This window comes from Lysinibacillus sp. JK80 (assembly GCF_027557635.1).
Taxonomy (GTDB): domain Bacteria; phylum Bacillota; class Bacilli; order Bacillales_A; family Planococcaceae; genus Lysinibacillus; species Lysinibacillus capsici.
The window spans coordinates 2,975,832-2,999,663 of sequence record NZ_CP058997.1; the positions used below are offsets into that span (position 1 = coordinate 2,975,832).

Genomic DNA, 23,832 nt, shown 5'->3' on the forward strand with positions numbered 1-23,832 from the left:
CACTAGCAAAACTAGCTACTTAAAACTTTATTGATTACGTTTTGCTTGTTCAGTTTTCAAGGTTCATTTAGCAACCATCTCTCGACAGCAACTTTTAAATTATAACATTTCTTCACTTCGTTGTCAACATTTTTTTAAAATGTTTTTTCAAATCAGCGGAGACAACTTTTAAATTATATTATAATCAATTATTCATGTCAACATCTTTTTTTCAAATTGTTTTTGAAGTTCAATGTTGTTGATTGCATCGTCTTAACGACAAGTAATAATTTATCACGTTAGAAAAAACTTCGCAAGTGTTTTTTATACAAAATCTAATTTAATTTAACAAACTTGCTTTAATAAGCAAATTTGTGTATTTACGAGAATCGTAAATCATAGTATCTTTCCTTATTTATTATTTGTTTTACTATACATCTCTTTCTATTAAATCTCAATATCTTAAATTAAAATACTACTTACTTTTCAAGTTAAATATAGCTCATAAAACTTAGTGTAAAATTACTTCCTAAATAAAACTACAAATCCACTTAGTTGTTTAGGTCAAAGAAGGTTTTTAAAAATTGCATTATGAAAATAAGCAGGCGCTAAAGTAGAAGTACTTTAGCGCCTGCTTATTTCTAATAGTCCCTATTTTATTTCATTACCTTGAGGGTCAACTATATTTAAGCACCACAAGAAGTTATCCCATGCAGAATACCAGCCACTAAAGATTTCAGAAGAATCGTCCCAACGAACATCAAATTTCTTATGGCCATCTATTTCTACTAAATATAAAGTAAGATTCTCGTCTTTTTTAGCAACGACTAATTTCATACCATGCTCGAGCTCTTCCTCCGTAAATGGAACATCAGAAACAGAACGTAATTGTGCCTGTTCAAATACTTGTTTGTTAATAATTTTGTAATTCATTATAAGCCCCCAATAAAATACTTCTTTTTATACTTATTATATTTGATTTGAAAAACATAGAACTATAAAAGTATAACCTAAATATAATCTACGTTTAAACAACTTAATTTTTTTCATTGAGCAAAAAGAAGAGAACTCACCTATCCTGTGAATTCTCCTCTTAATTCATTGAATGCTCTTTAGCAGCTCTATAAAGAGCCTACGCAGTAATTTATTTTGTAATATGACGCATTGTTGGGAACAATAATACATCACGAATTGATGGTGAATTTGTTAGTAGCATAATTAAACGGTCAATACCTATACCTAAACCACCTGTTGGAGGCATACCGTATTCTAATGCTTCAATGAAATCATTGTCCATTTCATGTGCCTCATCATTACCTGCTTCTTTTTCTGCTAATTGTGCTTCAAAGCGTTGGCGTTGGTCGATAGGGTCATTTAACTCTGTGAAGGCATTGGCGTGCTCACGACGAACGATAAATAACTCAAAGCGATCTGTAAAACGCTCGTCCTCTGGATTTTTCTTCGCAAGAGGTGAGATTTCTACAGGGTGACCATATACAAATGTAGGCTGTACAAGCGTCTCTTCTACTTTCTGTTCGAAGAATTCATTGATAATATGACCTACTTCGTGAACATCCTTCACTTCAACTCCATGCTCTTTAGCAAGTGCTTGTGCTTGTTCTTTTGTCATCGGCTGCCAGAAGTCTACACCTGTTGCCTCTTTTACAGCGTCAACCATATGAACTCGTTTCCAGCCTACAGCAAGGTTGATTTCATCTTCACCATATTGAACAGAAGTTGTACCGAGAACTTCTTGAGCAACATGTGCAATAAGGTTTTCAGTTAGAGACATGATATCTTGATAATCAGCATATGCTTCATATAGTTCAATCATTGTAAATTCAGGGTTGTGGCGTGTAGAAATCCCTTCATTACGGAACACACGTCCGATCTCGTAAACTTTCTCTAAACCACCAACTATTAAACGTTTTAAATGCAATTCGATGGCAATTCGCATATATAATTCCATATCAAGGGCATTGTGATGCGTAATAAATGGACGAGCTGCTGCGCCACCTGCAATTGTGTGAAGCATTGGTGTTTCTACTTCTAAGTATCCAGCATTATCTAAATAATTTCGGATTGCACGAATAATTTTCGAACGCGTGATAAATGTCTTTTTGCTATCTTCGTTTGTCATTAAATCTAGATAACGTTGACGATAACGTTGCTCAACATCCTGTAAGCCGTGGAATTTCTCTGGCATAGGACGTAGCGCTTTTGTAAGGAATGTGAATTCCTCAGCCTTTACAGAAAGTTCTCCCACTTGTGTACGGAACACGTTACCACGCACACCCACGATATCTCCTAAATCAGCTTGTTTAAATAATTCATACGCTTCTTCGCCTACATGATCTTGACGAACATAAATTTGAATTTGACCATTTAAATCTTGAATATGTGCAAAGCCAGCTTTTCCTTTACCACGTTTCGTCATAATACGGCCCGCAATAATTACCTCTTGAAGGTTTTCCTCAAGCTGTTCTTTTGTTTGATCTGCAAATTGATCACGTACTTCTGTTGATAAATGTGTACGCTCAAAACGGCTTCCAAATGGGTCTTGTCCATTTTCTAGTATCGTTGTCATCTTTTGGCGTCTCACCAATAGTTGATCATTTAATTCTTCTATATTTGACACTTGTTCCACTCCTTAAGTAAATTGTCCGCGTTTACGTCCATAATATTTCTATTGTACACAATTTTAGTGCTGTAATCATCTGTTTCAATTTATTTTCAATCCAACACAAAATAATTAATAATTCTAAAAATTAAAAGTGCTGCTGAAAAGGCGCCTCTATCAAATTATAGAGACGCCCATAATAAAAACTATATCATTAATTCTTTAACTTCTGGAACAATTAATTTAGATTCGCTTTCTTCATACTCCTGTACAAGACTATTTAATAGTACCCGAAGTTCTGCCGCAGTTTCTGTTTGGTTAATAGCGTTGCGGGCCTTACCATTACCTCGAATTCCTTTTAAATACCATGATGCATGCTTACGCATTTCCCGTACTGCAATTCCTTCCCCTTTTAATTGAAGAAGTCGTTCAAAGTGCAGTAAACATACGTCCATTTTTTCTCGTACACTTGGCTCTTCTTTTAATTCACCAGTTGCTAGGTATTGAACCGTACGATAGATCATCCATGGATTACCTAAAGCAGCACGTCCAATCATTACTGCATCCACACCTGTAGTTTCCAGCATTCGTTTAGCATCTTGGGGTGTTTCCACGTCACCGTTACCCAGCACAGGAATGCTGACATTTTCCTTCACTTGACGAATATAATCCCAGTTCGCTTTACCCTCATACATTTGTACACGTGTACGACCATGAACTGCTACTGCAGCTGCACCTGCCCGCTCAACAGCTTGAGCATTTTCAATCGCAAAGATATGTTCTTCATCCCAACCAATACGCATTTTTACGCTAACAGGCTTTTTAACAGCATCCACAACAGCCGCTACCATCTCATATACTTTATTAGGATCAAGTAGTAAACGTGCTCCCGCTTCACATTTTATAATTTTATTAACAGGACATCCCATGTTGATATCAATAATATCAGCAGTCGTATTTTCATCCACATATTTTGCTGCTTCCACTAAGGTTTCTTTATCTCCACCAAAGATTTGCAGTGAAAGAGGATTTTCACGTTCATCGATATAAAGCATACCTAATGTTTTTTCATTTTTTTGGACAATGCCCTTATCACTAATCATTTCAGCATATACGAGACCTGCCCCAAACTCCTTAACCGTTAATCGGAAAGCAGAGTTACAAATCCCAGCCATTGGCGCTAATACTACTCGGTTGTCCATGACAATATCGCCAATTTGAAATGGCTTCTCTGTTGACTGACTCAACGTTTTTCTTCCTCCTCTATAGGCTTTACCTATTTTCTCTATCTATCGTTAATGCTATACGCTGATAATTCATTCCTATACAAATACTTAATTCACCGCTGACGGCTCATTAAAGTGGTTCCAGAAGATTACGCCTTCCTTTTCACAATCCATTTGCTGTAACAGATCATGCGCTTGTTGTAGCTGTTCATCGAAAGGTGATGGTGTGATCTCTACAAGTGGTACTAGGACGAACGCTCGCTCGTACATTCTTGGATGAGGAACAATTAAGTTCTCCGTTTCAATATTCTCTTGATTGTAAAGTAAAATGTCAAGATCAATAACTCTTGGGCCCCAGCGGAATTCTCTTACACGCCCTAATTCCCGTTCGATTTCTTGGCAAATATTCAACATCTCAACAGACGATATAGCTGTTTTTAGATGAACAGCTATATTTAAAAAATCGGCCTGATCCGTATAACCTACAGCAGCTGTTTCAAAAATAGATGAAACACGAATCAACTCTAGTTCCTTCTTTTCTTTTAAAAGGTCTACTGCATGCTGAAGATTCTCATATCTCTCCCCCATATTTGTTCCGATAGATAAATAGACATCCTTCATTAGAAATCCCCCCTCGTAACCTCAACAGAGACTTCTTTATAATAACCATGAATAGGTGGGTCTGGTTTAATAAGCTCTACAAAAACTCCTTTTACTTTATCAGGATAGGTTGCTAAAATCACATTTGCTATTTTCACAACAAGAGCCTCAATAAGCTTAAACGGTTCACCCTCTACAATATCCCGACATAACGCATATACCTCTGCATAATTTACGGTATAAGAAAGATCATCCGTTTCACCGGCTTTTGTCATGTCTACTGCAAGCGAAACATTTGCTCGAAAGCGTTGGCCTAGAGTGGTTTCAGCTGCTAATACACCATGATAACCATAAAACTGCATGTCCTTTAAATGAATATAATCCATCACGCTTCCTCCTTAAACAAACGTTTACCCACTAATACATCCGTCATATATGTTGCCCGCGCCATTTCCTTTACATCATGAACTCTTATCATATGACAACCCTTTTCAATTCCATAAACCACTGTGGCGCTTGTCCCTTCAAGACGCTCCTCAACAGGTAAGTTTAAGACATTACCAATCATTGATTTACGTGATGTTGCTAATAATACGGGATAGCCCATAGCCACTAAATCCGATAAGTGTTGCATCATAGCTATATTTTGTGCAGTATTTTTAGCAAAGCCGATACCTGGGTCTAAGATGATATGATGATCGGGAACTCCCGCTCGCTGTGCAATGGCAATACTTTTTTCTAAATCTGCCTTTGCAGTCGTCCAAAAATCAACACCATAATCCATATTTTCACGGTTATGCATTAAAATGATTGGAACATGTAAGTCTGCAGCAACCTGAGCTATTTCTGGTTCTGCCTTTGCTCCCCAAATATCATTGATGATATGTGCGCCGGCTTCAATTGCGGCACGCGCCACACTTGCTTTATACGTATCAACTGAAATAATGACCTTTACTTCTTGTGCTAACGCTCGAATAACAGGCACGATGCGTGCAATTTCATCTTCATCTGAAATTCGTTCGTACCCAGGACGTGTAGATTCTCCACCTACATCGATAATTTTTGCTCCTTCAGCCACCATTTTTTTTGCTTGAGTAACTGCAGCCTCCACATTGTTATACTTTCCTCCATCAGAGAAGGAGTCCGGTGTAACATTTAGAATCCCCATAACAAATGTCTCTTGTCTATAGTCTAATGTAATACCATTAATTGTTAATGGTTTCGTATATTTTTCTAGCATGTAAACGCTCCTTCTATCCTCGTTCCACTTCTTGAACAAATGCGCTATGCAAAATGGAATAAATAGGTCCTTTATTGCCTAAAAATCGCTGGTTCTCCAAGCTACTAATAGGCACAAGTTCTTGTACTGAATTGGTAATGAAGCATTCCGTACTTTGTAGTAAATCCTCTTTTGTATAAAAGCCTTCCTGTACGTCAAGGTTTAGCGCACTAGCCTTTTCTATAACCCATGCACGAATAATTCCTGGTAAAATACCTGTCCCCAAAGAAGGCGTATATAGTATATCATTTTTTATCCAAAATATATTTGATGTCACACCTTCAGCTACATAGCCTGATTCTGTTAAAAAGAAACCTTCTTGTTGAGCCAGTGATGGCATTTCAAAGCGACCAAGCACGTTATTGCCGTAATGGTGCGATTTAACACGAAATGCTTGTTCAGGTGTATTGCGTGGTATGGTAAGCCATTGTGCAAACTTTTCAGTACCACGCGGTGTGTCTTGAAGTTCCTTGCGAAAAATGATGATATTAGGTTGTCTATATTCTGTTGGCTGTAATCCAATATTATGTTCACCCGCAGATACATTTAAACGGAAGTAACCATCCTGACCGCCAGCAAGTTGATTTAGTTGTTGCACAGCCTCAAGTAATACACTTTCAGGATAGTTTAAATGAATGTGATATTGTGATAAAGCATGCTGTAATCTTTCCATATGTGCTTCCCAGTAAAATACCTGACCACCATATGTTCGGAACGTTTCAAAAAATCCTAATCCATATAAAAATCCATGATCAAATGGCGAAATTCTCAGATCCTGGGCCGCCATATAGTTTCCGTTCATCCAGCACTGCATCTATTTCACTCCTTCTATATACATTTCTATAAATTGGCGAAGAAGTTGTTTCCCTTGCTCTGTCATAATGGATTCCGGATGATATTGTACACCCTCAATAGGATATTCCTTATGACGTAAACCCATAATTTCTCCTTCTTCTGTCCAAGCTGTTACTTCTAGACACGCTGGTAATGTCTCCTTTTCTACAATAAGAGAATGATAGCGAGTTGCTTGGAATGGATTTGGCATGCCTTTATGCAAACCCACTTCAGCATGCAGCACGGGTGATGTCTTCCCATGCATTAAACGTTCCGCTTGTATGACATGACCACCAAACACTTGTGCGAGCGCCTGATGTCCAAGACAAACTCCTAAAATCGGAATATTTCCCGCGAAATATTTAATAATGTTCAGGCTTTCCCCCGCCTCATTTGGACTACATGGCCCTGGAGAAATAACAATCATATCTGGCGAAAGTTGTTCTATTTCTTCTACTGTAATAACATCATTACGTTTTACTACTATGTCATGACCAAATTCACCCAAATATTGGACGATGTTATAAATAAATGAATCATAGTTATCGATCATCAAAATCATAATACTCGCTCCTCTGCCATTGCCTTTGCCTGCCACATTGCTTTCGCTTTATTTAAAGATTCCTGATACTCTCTTTCCGGAACAGAGTCAATGACAATGCCTGCTCCAGCTTGAATATGCGCAACCCCATCTTTTACAAACGCTGTACGGATTACAATATTAAACTCCATATCACCTGTAAAGCCTAGCCAGCCGATTGAGCCTGTATATAAACCACGTCGTACAGGCTCCAATTCTTCAATAATTTCCATAGTGCGGATTTTAGGCGCTCCTGTAATTGTCCCACCTGGGAACATCGCACGAATAACATCTGCATTCGTTTTACCTTCTGCTATTTCTCCACGCACATTCGAAACGATATGCATAACATGTGAATAGCGCTCAATGACCATAAACTCATCCACTTCCACTGTTCCATAGGTGGATACACGTCCTAAATCATTGCGCTCTAAATCCACTAACATCACATGCTCAGCACGCTCTTTATCATTATCAATTAATTCTTGAGCCAACGCTAAATCTTCCTCTTCAGACTTCCCTCTTGGCCGAGTGCCAGCGATTGGTCTCGTCGACAACTCATTGCCTTGACGCTTGACTAGTAACTCTGGCGATCCAGAAACAACAGAAAAATCAGGTGCTTCAATATAAGCCATATATGGCGACGGATTAAACGCTCGTAGTGCCTCATAGACATCTAGTGCATTTGCATTGAGTTTCTTAGACTGACGAACAGATAAATTCACCTGAAAGACATCGCCTTGTGCGATATACGTTTGAATTTTTTTAACTGCTGCCTCGAAATCGCCGCCTGCAAATGAAACAAGCAACTCATTTTCATCATTCTTAACTTCTATAGCAGTTGTTTTCTCAAATTTGCGCGCGTCTAATCCAGCCTGTGCAGCAACCTGCCAGATGTTAGCCCATTCTTCCAAGTTAACCTCATTCTCTTCTAACTTCATAAGTGTCACTGTATTCGTTTTCACATCATGTACGGCCCAGCAATCAAAGATATAATAATAGATATCAGGCACTTGTAAATCATCTGTTGCCGTATTAGGAAGCTCCTCGATTTTACGAGCATAATCATACGACACAAATCCAATAGCCCCTCCCTGAAAAACAGGTAGCTCTGCATTATAAGAAACCTGATATTCCGCCACAAGCTCTTCCAGTAAGTCGAGGGACTCCCCTTGTAAAACTTCCTGTCTGCCATTTCTCCAATTTACGAAAAGCCCACCCTCTACTGATCGTGCGGTAGCTAATGGATTCCACGCAGCTATTGAAAAATGTCCACCACGTCCACTCTCTAAAAACACATGTGCTTGCTGCGTCTCTGTCTGCCTTTTATAGCTATAAAAAAATGAATCTGCATCCATCGTTAATGTTTTTGTAAGTATTGTTTTCAAGTTATTTTTCCCCTTTAAACATATGATGTGATTCCATCTTAACTTGATTATTACATAGAAGCGAATGTTTTTATAATTTTCATAGTGCCCTAGTTTTCACACTAAAAAAGGGCCCCTTTATAAAGGAGCCCTTACATAAAAAAATTGAATTAGTCTTCAAATTGATATAAAGGTGTTGATAGATAACGCTCACCATTAGAAGGCACAATAGCAAGGACATTCGAACCCTTACCTAAACGTTTTGCCGCTTCAATTGCAGCATAGATTGCAGCACCAGATGAAATACCACATAGGATTCCTTCTTCACGTGCTACTTTACGTGCTACTTCAAAAGCAACCTCATTCTCAACAGGGAATACTGACGAATAGACTTCTGTATCTAAAACTGCTGGTACAAATCCAGCGCCAATTCCTTGAATTTTATGAGGCCCTGGTTGACCACCAGAAAGAACTGGTGAATCCTTTGGTTCAACTGCAATGATTTCAATGTTTGGATACTTTTCTTTTAAGACCGCACCAGCACCAGTAATTGTACCACCAGTGCCGACACCAGCTACAAAAGCATCGAGTGTCAGGCCATCAAATGCTTCTATAATTTCTGGGCCTGTTGTTAAACGGTGAATTACCGCGTTCGCAGGATTTGTAAATTGTTGTGGTAGGAAGTAGCCATGTTCTTCAGATAGTTCTTCTGCTTTAGCAATTGCACCTTTCATACCTGCTGGACCAGGTGTTAATACAAGCTCTGCACCATAAGCACGTAATAAATTACGACGCTCTAAGCTCATAGTTTCTGGCATAACTAGAATGGCTTTATAACCTTTAGCAGCTGCAATCATTGCAAGACCAATACCTGTATTACCAGATGTCGGCTCAATAATCGTACCACCAGGTTTTAATGTCCCGTCTTTTTCCGCAGCTTCAATCATAGCTAAAGCTAGACGGTCTTTCACCGAGCTTCCCGGATTAAAATATTCTAATTTTACATACACAGTACCTTCATTTTCACTTGTTGCATGATTTAATTTTACAATTGGTGTTTTACCAACTAATTCAGCTACCGAGTTTGCTAATCTACTCATTTACTAATCCACTCCCAATCCCTACTATTTTTATAGGTTTTACTTATTTTGTATTTTATCAATTTTTCCATTCGATTGTCAATAAATAAAACTAATATTTTCAGAATATTTATCATTGCTATGAAAAGGAAAAATCTTATCCTCACTAAAGAAAAAGAACCTGCATTTATTGGGTAATTCACTACGAATGCCTGTAAGTTTGATCAGACTCATTTTACCCCGCAAAACCTGCAGACTCTCTTCATGTATTATTTTTCTTTTTTAGTCTCTCCATAATACCAAGTAGCATTAAATTCCGACCAAAATGCTTCTGGCGTAACAGATTGCGGTAATTGCTCTAAAGCTAATTCACGCTCAATATGTTCTTTCACATCGTCATATGTAAAGGATTGTCCTTCTAATATCTCTTGTACTTGAACAATGCCATAATGACCATTATCTAACTTAAAGGCTTTACTTACCTCATCTGCCTTTAGTGATTTTACAGTATTAATAATTGCAGGGTCTACATTTTCCTGATTTTCTGTAAGGAAACCAATATCCCCTCCTAAACTCGCTGAAGCACTATCAACAGAAATTTCTCGTGCCAGCACTGTAAAATCAGAGCCATTTTTTAATTCACCCAGTGCCTCATCAGCAGCTTTTTTTGAATCGACCTCAATAAAATTCGTACGATAGCTTGTTTTTGTATTATATAAGCCTTGATTTTCCTCATAATACTTTTCAACGTTTTCTTCCTCTATCACTACATCTTTAGTGAGTACCTTATCCAATATAAGCTGTGATCGAATCTTTTGGCGTAGTTGCTCTGCCGAAAGATTTTGCATGGCTGTATCATACTTATCTTGAGCAGATCGCATTAACGCTAATTCAAGATCAATTTCTTTATCAGTAACTTTAATTTTATATGTTTTTGCGGCCTTTTCCATTACCGTTTCATTTACTAAATTTTGGAGTGTTTCTTTACCATATCGTTCTTCCATAGCAATCATCCACTCTTGGCGTGTGATAACATCCCCGTCAATGGCAGCGACTTGTTCGTCGCTACCAATTTCCTGACCTTTGTTCGGGATCAACCAACTAATGAACCATAATGCATTTCCTAATAACAAAACGGCTATGACAGCTAAAGCAGGCTTTGTCTTTAAACGACGTTGCAATAAAGGAGTTTGGTTTGGTGTTACATTGGTTGAAGGTCGCCGATTACGCGTTGAGCTCATCGATAAACCCTTCTAGCTCATCTTTAGAAAAGCTATATGTCTCTAAGCAGAAGTGACATTGTGCCTCTGCACCGCCGTCCTCATCAATCATTTCTCTAATCTCTGCTGTTCCTAGACCTAAAATTGCCGCACCAAACCGCTCTTTTGAACATTGACATTTAAATTCAACTGGCATGGAATCTAAAATTTGTAGATGTCCATTTCCTAATACAGCTTCTAAAATTTGCTCTGGTGTAAAGCCTTTTTCAATCATTTTGGAAACAGGCTCTATTGTAGCAAGGTGTTGCTCAATTTCAGTTATCGTTTCTTCCTCACAACCTGGCATTAATTGAAGTATAAATCCGCCAGCTGCAAGAATAGTGTTGTCTGGATTAACTAATACGCCTAAACCTACAGATGATGGTACTTGCTCAGATGTAGCAAAATAATAAGTAAAATCTTCAGCAATTTCGCCTGAAACAATTGGTGTTTGTCCTGAAAACATATCTCTTAAACCAAGGTCTTTAACAATTGTAAGAGCACCTTCTGTTCCAACACCTGCTCGAACATCTAGTTTACCTTGCTCGTTTAAATCAAAGTGTACATGAGGGTTTGTCACAAATCCACGCACTTCTCCATGTGCATTACTATCAATTACCATTGGGCCAATTGGACCGTTGCCCTCAATTTTAATAGTGATTTTCTCTTCACCTTTTAGCATGGCTCCCATCATAACTGCCGCTGTCATTGAACGACCTAAAGCTGCTGATACAACTGGCCATGTATCGTGACGGCGTTGCACTTCTCCTACTGTGGCTGTTGTACGTGCTGCAAACACACGAACTTGTCCATTAAATCCTAAACCTCTTACTAAATAATCACTCATAAATGGAATGTCCCTCATTTCCTATTGGTTACGTTTATAGAGCTTATATAAACCCTTTAACGTTAAAAATGGATCTACAACATCTATAATTTGTGTCTCCCCTGCAATTAGATTTGCTAATCCACCTGTAGCAATAACTAATGGCTCCTCTTTACTTTGTGCTTTTATACGATTAACAATGCCCTCAACTTGCCCGACAAAGCCATAAAAAATTCCCGCCTGCATGGCAGAAACGGTCGTTTTCCCCACGATATGTGTAGGTCGAACGATTTCAATACGCGGCAATCTTGCAGCCTGTGTATAAAGAGCCTCTGTAGAAATAGTGATGCCTGGCGCAATAGCTCCACCCATGTAATCGCCCTTTTCGTTCAAATAACAATAGGTTGTTGCTGTCCCAAAATCAACTATGATACAAGGGGCCTTATATAAATCTAGAGCTGCTATGGCATTCACTATGCGATCAGACCCAACCTCACGAGGATTTTCGTATTTAATATTTAAACCTGTTTTCACACCTGGTCCTACTATCAATGGCTTTTTTCGAAAATACTTCTGGCACATCGCCTCTAGTGAAAACATAATTGGTGGCACAACTGAGGATATAATAATGCCTGTTATTTGTTCAAATGAAATGCCTGCATGATTAAAAAATGAAAGAACTTGCATGGCATATTCATCTTCTGTTTTATGAAGATCCGTCACCATACGCCAATGGAAGGCTAATTGATCGTTGTCATCATAGACACCTAATACAATATTGGAATTCCCTGCATCTAAAACTAAAATCAAGAATGACACCTCCCATGTCGTCATTGTAACTTTCACAATCCCCATATTACAATATTCTCTCTAACTGGAATGAGGATAAAACACTTTAGAAAATGATACCATACTTTTTATCTTGATTCAGCAGATGTTGTTTGTACTGTAGGGATAGTCTTAGGTACATCACCTTCTACTACAGGTGGAGATAAATACCTATACATGTTATCATCCTTCTTTAAAAAGAGGCCCCCTAAATATGGTAGCCTCTCTTACAATCATTTGAAATTAAATTTTTCTGGATCTGGACCACAACGTAGTCCATCGTTCATTGCATCTAACTGTGTCATTTCTTGCTCAGTTAACGTAAAATCAAAAACAGCTAGGTTTTCAGTCATACGTGCAGGTGTCATCGTTTTTGGAATCGTGACAACATCATGTTGCACATCATAGCGTAATACAATCTGTGCAGGCGTTTTGCCATATTTAGATGCTAGCTCTTGAATCAATGCCTCTTCCAGTAGAGAACCATTCATCAACGGAGACCATGCCTCTACCTGTATGCCCTTATCCTTACAGTAGGCACGTACTTCCTCCTGTATTAAATGCGGATGGAATTCAATTTGATTTATAACAGGGACGACAGTCGTTTCCTTCAAAAGGCTTTCCAAATGGTGTACATGGAAATTACTAACACCAATTGAACGTACTCGACCATCTTGATAAATCTTTTCTAGTGCTTTATAAACTTCAATATAATTTTGGTCTATTCCAGGCCAATGTACTAAATATAAATCTAAATAGTCTAATCCTATTTTTTCTAGACTGCTGTCATATGCCGCAAGTGTTTCTTCATAGGAAAGTCCATCGTTCCAAACTTTTGATGTGATAAATAATTCTTCACGAGTTACCAAGCCTTCTTCAATGGCTGCTCGTATTCCTCGTCCAACACTTTCTTCGTTTCGATATACTTGTGCTGTATCAATACTACGATATCCTTTTGCTATAGCTGTTTTGACTGCTTCAGCTAGGTCATCTCCTTCGGGTACTCGAAAGACACCATATCCAACCAATGGCATTTTAAGACCATTATTCAATACAACATTTCCCACGCATATACACTCCTATCTTTTTTGGCTAACATCTCTCTAAATGGCAGAGTTGCATGCAGCTTGTCTTTTTTACTACTCTATCCTAATGCTTATTAGTAAGAAAAGGCAAAGAAAAAGACTGCTTACTGAACTAGTAAACAGTCTTCCCTATTTTTAATCACGTTTTTCATCGATACCCTTAGGTGCATCATTCGGTTCTTTACGTTCTTTTGCTAAATCCAAAGTTGTTGGATTTGACTCTTTACTTAGTAGCTCTTTTTCAACAACTGGTTCGCCAATAGTATCTAATGTAGGCTTTGCTTCAATCTTTGGAGTGTTCTCCTCAATTTTTTCTGCAGCCTCTGGTTCCGGTAACACACCGTGATCACGTAAATGCTCAATTTCTTGTGCATTTAATGTTTCTTTTTCCATTAGTGTATTGGCAATTAAATCAAGCAGGTGACGTTTTTCCGTAAGGATACGCTTAGTACGCTCATATTGTGTATCAATTATTTTTTGCATTTCTTTATCAATTTCATAGGCTATTGAATCAGAATAGTTCTGGTCAGAATTAAAGTCGCGGCCAAGGAATACATTACCACCTTGACTTGAACCAAATTGCATAGCTCCAAGATTCTCACTCATTCCGTATTCAGTAACCATAGCACGGGCAATGCTTGTAACCTTTTGGAAATCGTTATGTGCTCCAGTAGAAACTTCACCAAGAACAATTTCTTCAGCTACACGACCACCCAGAAGACCTGCAATACGATCTAAAAGCTCTTGCTTTGTCGTAAAGAAGCGCTCTTCCTTCGGTAACATAATCGCATATCCACCCGCTTGCCCACGAGGAACAATTGTTACTTTGTGTACTGTATCAGCCTCATCTAGCTCAAGACCAACGACTACGTGGCCGGCTTCATGGAAGGATACTAGTTTCTTCTCTTTCGCAGAATATACGCGACTGGCTTTTGCAGGACCAGCGATTACTCGGTCTGATGCTTCATCAATATCTGCCATATTTATAGTGCGCTTACTTTTTCGAGCCGCTACAAGCGCTGCTTCGTTTAGTAGATTTTCTAAATCCGCACCTGAGAAACCTGGCGTACGTTGAGCAACAGCTGCTAAATCAACTGTATCTGCTAAAGGCTTATTACGTGCATGTACTTTAAGAATTGCCTCACGTCCTTTTACATCAGGATGACCTACTGTAATTTGACGGTCAAAACGACCTGGACGTAATAATGCTTTATCTAAAATATCCGGGCGGTTTGTTGCAGCAATGATAATAATCCCTTCATTGGCACCGAAACCATCCATTTCAACTAATAACTGGTTTAATGTTTGTTCACGCTCATCATGGCCTCCACCAAGACCAGCACCACGTTGACGACCTACTGCATCAATCTCATCGATAAAGATGATACATGGAGCATTTTTCTTAGCATTTTCAAATAGATCTCGGACACGAGAAGCACCAACACCGACAAACATTTCTACGAAGTCAGAACCTGAGATAGAGAAGAATGGAACACCCGCTTCACCTGCTACTGCTCGTGCAAGTAATGTTTTACCTGTACCTGGAGGACCTACAAGTAAGATACCCTTTGGAATACGGGCACCAATTTCAGTGAATTTGCGGTGGTCTTTTAAGAATTCTACCACTTCAACAAGTTCTGCTTTCTCTTCATCAGCACCTGCTACATCTGTAAAACGCACTTTTTTCTTTTGATCATCATACAGTTTAGCTTTACTTTTACCAAAGCTCATCACTTTATTACCGCCACCCTGAGATTGACTCATTAGGAAGAAGAATAAGAAAATGATGATAATGAAAGGAATAATTCCTGTAAAGAATTGAATCCATCCACTTGTTTCTGGTGCTGCTAAAAAACTAATATTACTATTTTTATCCTTAGCAGCCTCATCGATGCGGTCCATTAAAGATTGGTTTTCACGAGGGATGTTTGTAGTAAAACTTTCCCCTTTTTCATACCCCTTCAGTGTTCCTTCAACGACGTAAACTGATTTATCAGGTTGAATTGTAGCACTTGTTATTTCTTTCTTATCTAGAGCTTCTTGAAACTCATGATAAGTTAATTCTTTCGTTGGTGAATTTCCACCATTGAAAGTACCAAAAATACCGATAATCACTAGGAAAATCAGTAGATAGAATATGGTATATCGAAATATTCGATTCATCTCCAGCCTCCTCATTACAAACAGAAAAATTATAAGTAAAATCTTAACATATCATGATTTCATCATACAACGAAAAGCCCTACTTAAAAAATGTTTCGTTCACTTATTGCCGTTATCACAACAGTTTTTAGGCCATCTTTATATGTCCCAGCGTAATTGTACCTGTTCCTCGGGCTCGATATAGCTAAACATTGTGTCAAGATTTTGAATTATGTTAAACATAACTAAAAATACGTGACTTGCGCTGGAGACCTTTACTTTTTATAGCTGGTCTTTAGTTCTTAGAAAGAATATACCTCAGGCTTTAAAATACCAATATAAGGTAAGTTACGATATTTTTCAGCGTAATCTAAGCCATATCCTACAACAAAGCCATCTGGCACTTCGAAACCAACATAGTCAGCAGATAAATTTACTTTTCGACCTGATGGTTTATCAAGTAATGTAACAATTTTAATGGACTTTGCTTTGCGATATTTAAATAAATCTACTAGATAGCTTAAAGTTAAACCACTATCAATAATGTCCTCGATAATTAATACGTCACGTCCCTCAACGCTTGTATTCAAATCCTTTAAAATCTTCACTTCACCAGATGACACAGTAGCATTACCATAGCTAGACACATCCATAAAATCAAGTTCGATGAAAGAATCGAAACGTTTCATTAGGTCTGTCATAAATGGCATTGCCCCTTTAAGTACGCCAACAGCTAATGGAAATGCATCTTTGTATTCCTCTGTTAATTGCGCGCCTAAGTCTGCAATTCTTTCTTGCAATTGTTCTTCTGTAATCATAATTTTTTCGATGTCGTTTTGTAACATATCGATTCCTCCTCGTGATGTATCAAAAAATCTTCACCCTATTTCGGTGAAATATTTTACAAAGACCTTAGTCTACGATGAGCACTGTATCATCGTTTGGTTGCGGAGTGGTTGAAAAAAATATTCCCATACGCACACCAATTACCGCTACCACCTCATCAGATTGAGAAATCAGTAACGGCCAGCTATTTCGCTCATTTAAAGGAATCTTTTCATCTATAAAAAGGCGAGATAAGCGTTTTGGCTGATCCATTCCTTTTAACAGCATTCTATCTCCATCCCTGCGTGCCCGAACATAAAACGGTAGGTGGAGTTTGCTAGCGTTAAAATAAAAAAGTTGTGCAGTATCCGTCAGCAATTCAGACGATAAATCATGCAAATTGACTACGCGTAAGCGCTCACCATTTGTCAGTGTTGTCCAGCCATTAGCAGTCGAAATAACCTGTTTCTCAGGAGAAGCTAGGCCTTCTAACGGCTCCTTTTTCTGAATCGTTAAATTTCCATAACGGCGAACTGCTAGAAAATCTTCAGGTAAGTGAATTTCAGCATACCCTGCTGTTGTATCACAAAGCTTTAAAATTGAAGTCAATAAGGCATAACTTTGTATCGTATTTGAATCTTTGTAAAGATAGTTTAATAGTATTAAAATGAGCCTCCTTTGTAAAGCAAGTGGTACCAATTGAAATGCCTCAATTTCCATGCGATATGTATTTTCATTATTTCTTATGATGATTTGGGAAAATACATCTTGGGCCAATGTCATTAAAAAGGTATCGTCTTCTTGCAATTGCTTTGTGAAATGGGTCACCTGTTCAGTCACTCGCGGATTCTCTGCCTCCAATAAAGGCACCACATGATGTCTAAAACGATTACGTACATAGGTATCTTTAGAATTGCTAGCATCTTCTCGATAATCTAAACCTTTTCTAAGTAAATATTCCCCTATTTCAGACTTTGTAACCGTTAAAAACGGACGAATTAATGATTTTCCTCCAAAAATTCTTTGAGGACGTATGCCCTGCATGCTATTCATTGTTGCATTTTTTGTAAGGGCCATTAATACTGACTCCAGTTGGTCATCCGCATGATGTGCAGTTACAAGCTTATTAGCATTTGTTTTTTGCAGAACTTCTTTGAAAAATTGATACCTTTCCCTACGACATATTAACTGTGTATTACCATTTTCCTGTGCCAATATTGTAGGTATTGGAATTTCCTTGGCATGTAAGTAAACATCATTAGCGTCACAATATTTTTGAACAAAAGCCCTATCCTCAGCAGAAGCTTCTCCTCTCAACATATGATCAACATGTACGGCTTCCACCTGAATGTTCCAATGCTCCTGTGTTTGAATAAAGTAATGAAGTAAAGCCATAGAGTCTATCCCACCCGAAACGGCGATGAGAAGATGGTCGCCTTGCTGTAATAATTGCTCTTCTTCTATAAATGTTTTGACCTTTAATTCAAATGACAAACGCTTCTCCTCCCCTTTTCGTTGTTAGTTTAAGATGATTTACTCATTGAAGAATACTGAGCTGGTCTAAAGACAGCCCATGTCGGTACAACATGTGTCACCTCTAACATTAATACTGTACAATCATCCTCTATTTCAAAATATCCTTGGAATGATTGCATAATGGTTGTTAGCTTTTCTTGAATCGTTTTATTTGTACTTGCTACCTGCTGTGCGAAAGCTAAAAATGTTTCCTCCTGTTCATCCCAATCAGCTACACTTGAAAACAGTCCATCTGAATGCATTAAAATAACATCACCTGCCTTCAGTTTTCTTTTTTCAGCTTCGACCGCTGAAATAGATAAGAATCCTACAGGTGCTGCATTACTTTCTACTTTCAGTACCTCTTTTCCACGCAAAATGTAGGTTGACATTCCACCCGCTTTCCACGACCACAAATCTCCGTGCTGTAAATCGACAAGTGCAAAATCAAGGGTTGCATACATATCATCTTGCTGCTTTAATGCCATGACATAATGGAGCGTATGCATCGCAGTTTCGGGATTCATATTGTAATTTAGACACTCTCTCATTAAATGAATCAATTTTCTACTTTCATGTTGTGCTTCTTTACTTTGCCCCATACCATCAGACAGCAATATCGCAAATAATCCTGGATGCAATTGGAAAAGGGCATGAGAATCACCGGAATATAGTGTTGCATCTTTAGACATGCTATATATATCATACTCTACTTCAAAGCTAATAGCTGATCTAAAGCAAATTTGAACATGACGAAATGGTATTTCGCAGGCTACTACTTTTTCAATTTCAAAAGGTTCATCAAAAATTTCATAAAGAATCGGCAAAATCATACGTTCAGCTAATGTCGTATCTTTCTCCCAGTTGACACGTGCTGGTGCTAAGGCACAAACAATCTTTCTTGCCCCAGGCTTATTACTTAAGACATCAAGTTGAAAACATTCAATATTGGCTTCCTTTAAGCGCTCAACAATGTCCTTCTCAACACTTACAAAAGAAATTGTATCTTCCTTCATCTCAGCAATTAACTGATTTAAATGATTGCTCATATCTCGCAGTTGAAGGGCAATCATTTTTTTACCATGGAAATATTGCCCGTTAATTCGTTCTCTATAAAGTTCTGTATCTAATTCCTCAAAGATTTTCGTGGATTTCACACATTTATAGCGTATTTGTTCTTCAACACGATGAATAGCTGATTCCTTGCCTACTCCTTTCATATGAAACCAATCTGTCATCAGCTTGTCCATACCATTATTTTGCGCACCCCAGCAATGATCATAACGGAAACAACTTAAACAAGTATTCATTGGTGCTACTTCCTTTGCCGCTTCAACTGGTGCTGTCATAAAGCGATCAAACACAAGTTCCTTCATGAATTGCACAAAATGCTGAAAGTGCTCTAATTTATACGTTACATGTTCTGTTAACCAATTCTGTCGGGCTAGTAAAACCTCTTCTCGTTGTGGAAAGAGCTTGTCCCTTACCTTATCTGAATATTTCTTTGGAATGGTTAGAAATAAAATACTACCAATGGCAATTGAGGTGAAATAAACACTATCCAAGGGCAATGTGGCGTCATAAAATAAAAAAAATACACTAGGTAAAATACTACCAATAGCAACGCCAAATCTACCACCTTTCGCTCCCATACCCGCACATAATCCAGTTAAGGTAGCCACCGAAAGCATACCGGTAAACGAAAGCTTGGCCACACCTATCAGCGTTCCTAACACTGCTCCAATGACAGTTGCTAAGGGCACACTTCCAACCAATGCGCCAAAACAGATAAAGAGCTGCAGTAAAAAAATAGGGAGTGAAAAATAGCTTATTACAACCGTTTGCATTCCAGTAAGCATGGCTGCAAAGACGACTAATCCTGAACCTAGCTTTTCATATGTCCAATGCGTCGTAAACCATTCATACGAATTAACAAATAATACTTGCATAAACAATGTCATAATAAGAGCTAAAGCTGCTTCACAGCCCACATAAAATTGTACAAGCACTGGTGGTAAGCCTTGATACATCACCCCTTGCCACATTATTTGTACTAGTAATACAGCTAAAGACACCGCAATACTTTGGGGCAGTTGCCAGTAACGAAAACGCATAATACATTCATACAGGATAATTTGTAAAGCGAGAATTAGGACTTGTCCAAAGCCTAGGAAAAAGCAACCCGCTAAACTCCCAAATAATACGAATTTAGCATACTCCCTATATTTTGTTCGAATAATGGCCCAAAAAGGAACTGAGAACGGTACAGCCGCTTCAAATACAACAGATTGAGCCAAGAAAAAGGCGGTTAAAAAAAAGAGAGAGCCTATTAGGATCTGCTTCTTTTTCAAACCTATTTTTTGGTCATCTACATTCGTTGTATTATACCATTCAATACTTGTCATTTAACTATCCCCTTTCCGCACTTTTGGTTATTATAAAAAATTATGTGTGGAAAGATTGTCTGACGTTGACAGAAAAAAATATAAATATTTCGACTAATAGCTATTCATAAATACGAGAATTGGCAACAATTTCTATAGTAAAAGGCTTTTGATCAATAGAAATATCGGAAAATTCAATTATTGAATCAATATAATAATTATTTACTATTCATCTTAAAGCCTAATTTGAAGGGATTTTATGTACTATTAATGGTTTGATTCAACTCTTCTCTAGGATATATTTCTACGTAAGAACAAAAAATCCGCTAAAATATTCTTCTATAGTTAAATGTCCTGAAATATCTTTAAATATTTTTTCAAACCTACTTGACACTAGCACGATTGGCTTGTATTATTTAACTTGTTGCTTAAACGACATGCGGAAGTAGTTCAGTGGTAGAACACCACCTTGCCAAGGTGGGGGTCGCGAGTTCGAACCTCGTCTTCCGCTCCATTTCTAAACTTGGCGGCCTAGCTCAGCTGGCTAGAGCGTACGGTTCATACCCGTAAGGTCGGGGGTTCGATCCCCTCGGCCGCCACCATATAGGCCCGTTGGTCAAGTGGTTAAGACACCGCCCTTTCACGGCGGTAACACGGGTTCGAATCCCGTACGGGTCATCTCAAATAGGTATCTCAGAACTAGATTCTGAGATACCTATTTTTAATTTATCCATCTATCTACTTCTTTGCAAATTCTATCCGTCCGCTCAAGTAAAGCTATGTGACAGAATATAAAAGTATGGCATACTAGTAAAAACAACGTTTTTAGGAGGTTTAATTCCCTTGAGTGCATTAACAAAAGCTGCTTTAATTTGTGGAAGTGGCTCAATGATTATTCTTATTTCAATTCTAATAAACTTACCGTTTTTTGTTCAAATAATCTTATTGCTTGGCGGACTAGCTGTGAGTGTATATGGTGTTGCTTTACTTGTCAAAATGGTTATCCATCCTGTGAAGAAAGAATCCATTGGTCTTACCGATGAAAAAACGATAACACCCACAAAAAAGAAAAAGAGACCTTCTTCTACTTTATAGGTATATTAAAAAAGGGAGTAGCTTTTTAAAAAGCCACTCCCAACTCTATTTCATACACTTTTTCTACGATTAAAACAGTCAGCAAACTACCCTCTTCTAGCTCCGCGACCTCCGCGTTTTGATTCTGTAGCACGTTTAAGTGTTGCTAGACGTTCATCACTATCTTTTAAGAAGCGTGCCATTTTTTGCTCAAAATTTTCTTTTGGCTGGTGGCGTTCGTTGCGATCATTGGAACGATTATCACGACGTGGACGTGCTGGACGCTCTGGTCGCTCTGGTCTTTCAGCTTGAGGCTTTGCTTTACGGATTGAAAGACCAATCTTTCCGTCCGCTTCAACATTCATCACTTTTACTTCAACTTCATCTCCAACTTTTAGATGCTCATTGATATCTTTTACATAATTGTCAGCAACTTCACTAATGTGAACTAAGCCTGTTTTGCCATCTGGCAGCTCAACGAATGCTCCAAAATTTGTGATTCCTGTTACTTTACCTTGTACCTTGCTGCCTACTTCAATTGACATAAAAAAAATGCTCCTCCTTAAAAATTAAGCGACTCTTTTGAGCCATGTAATCAATTTAATCAAACTTTTTACTGCAATAAGCTTCTCTTTTCATTATATATAACAATAAAAGAGTGTCAACAATACATAGCTTTTCAGTCGTCTTTTTTATCTTCCTTATCTGGAATGATGAAAATAATCTCACCTTTTTCCGATAAGTAGTACTCTTTTCTTAATAGCTTTGCGATATATTCATCATCCTGCAATTGTTTGATTTTAAGATTTAATGTATCTTGTTCTTCTTTCAATTCAGTGAGATGCCGATTCGCTTCTTCTTTGGATTTCTCTTTTGCTGCTAATGTTTCATTCTGATGTGACAGCACATTTAAGAGAAGAGCAATAATAATGACTGGTACAATCGCAAAAAAGACAATACGACGCATCTTACGTTTTCGAGCCTGTTGTTTGCGATTTATAGCTCTATCCGTGTTACGGACATAGTCATTATCAAGCTTAGTGAAGTTTTGGGATTCATCATTTGATGAATGACGTCTAGTCATGTCCGCACCTCCGATAATTATTGTTGCTTTTTATTATACTTCAAATATCGTAATTTTTTAAAAAAAGTGTAGGACAAATACGAATAAATTTTGACAAAAGGTCTTATAACAAACATAACAATATTTATTAATAATTGCAAAATTTGTCGAATAACCGTAATTATGAAACGCACAATGAACCAAAAGGGTCTCCATGTTATATTCACCAAAATTCTAGCAACGAAACGTAAAAAGGTTTGAAAAAATGATTGATACAAAAAAATTCCGGCTATTTGCGCTAGCGGGTCGTAAGCCCGCCAAGCGCCATCTTTTAGCCAAAATAATAAATAGTATGTCAACCCTCCAAGTAGAATCCAAGTTATTAACTCAACAACCATCATCCACTTTCGAAGGCTTGACCTTTTTGGAGTTGAAAAAACAATAAGCCTTATACTATCAATTATGAAACCAACTGCTATACCGCTCAAAACCATGACAATTAATTGATAAAATTGTTCACTGACAATCATCCAAATAACTTATGAAGGAAACCTTTCGAGAAGCCACTTTCCTCCTCGTCGTACTGTAAGGTTTTTACAGTTCCTTCAAGTGTCAATAATCCTTTGTCAACATCTAAATGAACGATATGCAGTTCCTCTCCACGGATTAACAAGTGCCCTTGGGACGTCTTAATGAAAAACTCTTCCTGATCAAAGCGTTCAATTGATTTTACAGAAGTCATGTCCATTCTTTTACGATTACGAATCGTTAAAATATGCTCTCCAGATGGAATTGTGTAACGATTACTTTCTTGATGTAGCGTCATTTTTTTCCTCCTTTAGTCGTCCTAGCTTCTGTTCACTTTATGCGGACAACCTTCAAAGCATGACAACTTTATTTAAGTTGTGTCATACTTTCACCTACAAAAAGAAAGGCGGGACAACAATAGGAGGGCTAGAAAATAAATTTAGCTTTAATCCTCATCATCAATAAATTCAGGCTCAATCTTTTCAAGTCGTTCTTCTTTCAAAATGGTAAACATTTTTGCTGCATCTTCTTTTTTCACAGTATCACGTATTTCTTCTACACGTGCCGTTACTATTTTTTGACCAAAACGGATAGCAAGCTCATCACCAGCTTTCACTGTACTACTTGCTTTTGCAATCTTTTCATTGATTGTAATACGTCCTTGATCGGCCACTTCTTTGGCTAAAGTACGGCGTTTTATTAAACGGGATACTTTTAAAAACTTATCTAATCTCATAAT

General features: G+C 37.9%; 24 protein-coding genes and 3 tRNA genes. 4 read left to right on the plus strand and 23 right to left on the minus strand.

What is annotated here, in order from left to right; translation table 11 throughout:
- Positions 1-630: 630 nt before the first annotated feature.
- From HXV90_RS14930 to HXV90_RS15015, 18 genes are all read right to left on the minus strand, one after another.
- The gene (locus HXV90_RS14930; protein WP_048395308.1) at positions 631-912 is read right to left on the minus strand and encodes a hypothetical protein; all 282 of its coding nucleotides are present in this window, start codon (positions 910-912) and stop codon (positions 631-633) included.
- A 211-nt stretch (positions 913-1,123) separates the two neighbouring features.
- Complete coding sequence (gene lysS / locus HXV90_RS14935) at positions 1,124-2,626, minus strand: lysine--tRNA ligase (RefSeq protein WP_269897521.1); 1,503 nt, start codon at positions 2,624-2,626, stop codon at positions 1,124-1,126.
- 179 nt (positions 2,627-2,805) lie between these two features.
- Entirely contained in the window at positions 2,806-3,846 is a 1,041-nt protein-coding gene (gene dusB / locus HXV90_RS14940; protein WP_269897522.1) for a tRNA dihydrouridine synthase DusB, read from the minus strand.
- An 87-nt stretch (positions 3,847-3,933) separates the two neighbouring features.
- A complete protein-coding gene (gene folK / locus HXV90_RS14945; RefSeq protein ID WP_269897523.1) occupies positions 3,934-4,446 on the minus strand; it encodes a 2-amino-4-hydroxy-6-hydroxymethyldihydropteridine diphosphokinase in 513 nt (170 codons plus the stop codon).
- Positions 4,446-4,811: a dihydroneopterin aldolase gene (gene folB / locus HXV90_RS14950; protein ID WP_269897524.1), complete on the minus strand. Its 366-nt coding sequence runs from the start codon at positions 4,809-4,811 to the stop codon at positions 4,446-4,448. The genes folK and folB overlap by 1 nt, the downstream gene beginning before the upstream one ends.
- Entirely contained in the window at positions 4,811-5,665 is an 855-nt protein-coding gene (gene folP / locus HXV90_RS14955; RefSeq protein ID WP_112116970.1) for a dihydropteroate synthase, read from the minus strand. The genes folB and folP overlap by 1 nt, the downstream gene beginning before the upstream one ends.
- Before the next feature lie 13 nt (positions 5,666-5,678).
- The gene (gene pabC / locus HXV90_RS14960; RefSeq protein WP_112116969.1) at positions 5,679-6,518 is read right to left on the minus strand and encodes an aminodeoxychorismate lyase; all 840 of its coding nucleotides are present in this window, start codon (positions 6,516-6,518) and stop codon (positions 5,679-5,681) included.
- Complete coding sequence (pabA, locus tag HXV90_RS14965) at positions 6,519-7,100, minus strand: aminodeoxychorismate/anthranilate synthase component II (RefSeq protein ID WP_048395320.1); 582 nt, start codon at positions 7,098-7,100, stop codon at positions 6,519-6,521.
- Entirely contained in the window at positions 7,097-8,506 is a 1,410-nt protein-coding gene (gene pabB, locus HXV90_RS14970) for an aminodeoxychorismate synthase, component I (RefSeq protein ID WP_369823949.1), read from the minus strand. Before pabB ends, pabA begins: the two co-directional genes overlap by 4 nt.
- 149 nt (positions 8,507-8,655) lie before the next feature.
- Entirely contained in the window at positions 8,656-9,585 is a 930-nt protein-coding gene (cysK, locus tag HXV90_RS14975) for a cysteine synthase A (protein WP_269897525.1), read from the minus strand.
- Positions 9,586-9,833: 248 nt separating this feature from the next.
- The gene (locus HXV90_RS14980) at positions 9,834-10,805 is read right to left on the minus strand and encodes a peptidyl-prolyl cis-trans isomerase (protein WP_269897526.1); all 972 of its coding nucleotides are present in this window, start codon (positions 10,803-10,805) and stop codon (positions 9,834-9,836) included.
- Complete coding sequence (gene hslO / locus HXV90_RS14985) at positions 10,789-11,670, minus strand: Hsp33 family molecular chaperone HslO (protein ID WP_009373570.1); 882 nt, start codon at positions 11,668-11,670, stop codon at positions 10,789-10,791. The genes HXV90_RS14980 and hslO overlap by 17 nt, the downstream gene beginning before the upstream one ends.
- A 21-nt stretch (positions 11,671-11,691) precedes the next feature.
- Positions 11,692-12,459 carry a type III pantothenate kinase gene (locus HXV90_RS14990; protein ID WP_048395343.1) on the minus strand — a complete coding sequence of 256 codons (768 nt, stop codon included), beginning with the start codon at positions 12,457-12,459 and terminating at the stop codon, positions 11,692-11,694.
- Positions 12,460-12,710: 251 nt separating this feature from the next.
- Positions 12,711-13,544: an aldo/keto reductase gene (locus HXV90_RS14995; RefSeq protein WP_081010921.1), complete on the minus strand. Its 834-nt coding sequence runs from the start codon at positions 13,542-13,544 to the stop codon at positions 12,711-12,713.
- Between the two features lie 153 nt (positions 13,545-13,697).
- On the minus strand, positions 13,698-15,725 hold the full coding sequence (ftsH, locus tag HXV90_RS15000; protein ID WP_048395325.1) for an ATP-dependent zinc metalloprotease FtsH: 2,028 nt from the start codon (positions 15,723-15,725) through the stop codon (positions 13,698-13,700).
- Between the two features lie 281 nt (positions 15,726-16,006).
- The gene (gene hpt, locus HXV90_RS15005; RefSeq protein ID WP_004229145.1) at positions 16,007-16,549 is read right to left on the minus strand and encodes a hypoxanthine phosphoribosyltransferase; all 543 of its coding nucleotides are present in this window, start codon (positions 16,547-16,549) and stop codon (positions 16,007-16,009) included.
- A 67-nt stretch (positions 16,550-16,616) separates the two neighbouring features.
- A complete protein-coding gene (gene tilS, locus HXV90_RS15010; protein WP_066038166.1) occupies positions 16,617-18,023 on the minus strand; it encodes a tRNA lysidine(34) synthetase TilS in 1,407 nt (468 codons plus the stop codon).
- 29 nt (positions 18,024-18,052) lie between these two features.
- Positions 18,053-20,449: a SpoIIE family protein phosphatase gene (locus tag HXV90_RS15015; protein WP_269897527.1), complete on the minus strand. Its 2,397-nt coding sequence runs from the start codon at positions 20,447-20,449 to the stop codon at positions 18,053-18,055.
- A 418-nt stretch (positions 20,450-20,867) separates the two neighbouring features.
- On the opposite strand from HXV90_RS15015, the gene HXV90_RS15020 reads away from it, so the two are divergent.
- The 4 genes from HXV90_RS15020 (at position 20,868) to HXV90_RS15035 (ending at position 21,523) form a co-directional block, all read left to right on the plus strand.
- Positions 20,868-20,942: transfer RNA gene (locus tag HXV90_RS15020), tRNA-Gly, on the plus strand.
- Between the two features lie 11 nt (positions 20,943-20,953).
- Positions 20,954-21,030, plus strand: a tRNA-Met gene (locus tag HXV90_RS15025).
- Positions 21,031-21,034: 4 nt separating this feature from the next.
- Positions 21,035-21,106, plus strand: a tRNA-Glu gene (locus HXV90_RS15030).
- 165 nt (positions 21,107-21,271) lie between these two features.
- Positions 21,272-21,523: a hypothetical protein gene (locus HXV90_RS15035; RefSeq protein WP_048395329.1), complete on the plus strand. Its 252-nt coding sequence runs from the start codon at positions 21,272-21,274 to the stop codon at positions 21,521-21,523.
- An 86-nt stretch (positions 21,524-21,609) separates the two neighbouring features.
- On the opposite strand, the gene HXV90_RS15040 is transcribed toward HXV90_RS15035, so the two are convergent.
- The 5 genes from HXV90_RS15040 to HXV90_RS15060 all read right to left on the minus strand — a co-directional run bounded on the left by HXV90_RS15040 (position 21,610) and on the right by HXV90_RS15060 (position 23,829).
- Positions 21,610-22,047 (minus strand): S1 domain-containing RNA-binding protein, encoded by a 438-nt coding sequence (locus tag HXV90_RS15040; RefSeq protein ID WP_048395331.1) that lies wholly within the window; start codon positions 22,045-22,047, stop codon positions 21,610-21,612.
- 134 nt (positions 22,048-22,181) lie between these two features.
- Positions 22,182-22,586, minus strand: coding sequence for an FtsB family cell division protein (locus HXV90_RS15045; protein ID WP_048395333.1), 405 nt, complete (start codon positions 22,584-22,586; stop codon positions 22,182-22,184).
- A gap of 17 nt (positions 22,587-22,603) precedes the next feature.
- Positions 22,604-23,095, minus strand: a complete 492-nt coding sequence (yabQ, locus tag HXV90_RS15050) for a spore cortex biosynthesis protein YabQ (RefSeq protein WP_048395335.1) — start codon at positions 23,093-23,095, stop codon at positions 22,604-22,606.
- A complete protein-coding gene (gene yabP, locus HXV90_RS15055; protein ID WP_004229167.1) occupies positions 23,092-23,391 on the minus strand; it encodes a sporulation protein YabP in 300 nt (99 codons plus the stop codon). The genes yabQ and yabP overlap by 4 nt, the downstream gene beginning before the upstream one ends.
- Positions 23,392-23,538: 147 nt before the next feature.
- Entirely contained in the window at positions 23,539-23,829 is a 291-nt protein-coding gene (locus tag HXV90_RS15060; RefSeq protein WP_048395337.1) for an RNA-binding S4 domain-containing protein, read from the minus strand.
- Between the last annotated feature and the right edge of the window lie 3 nt (positions 23,830-23,832).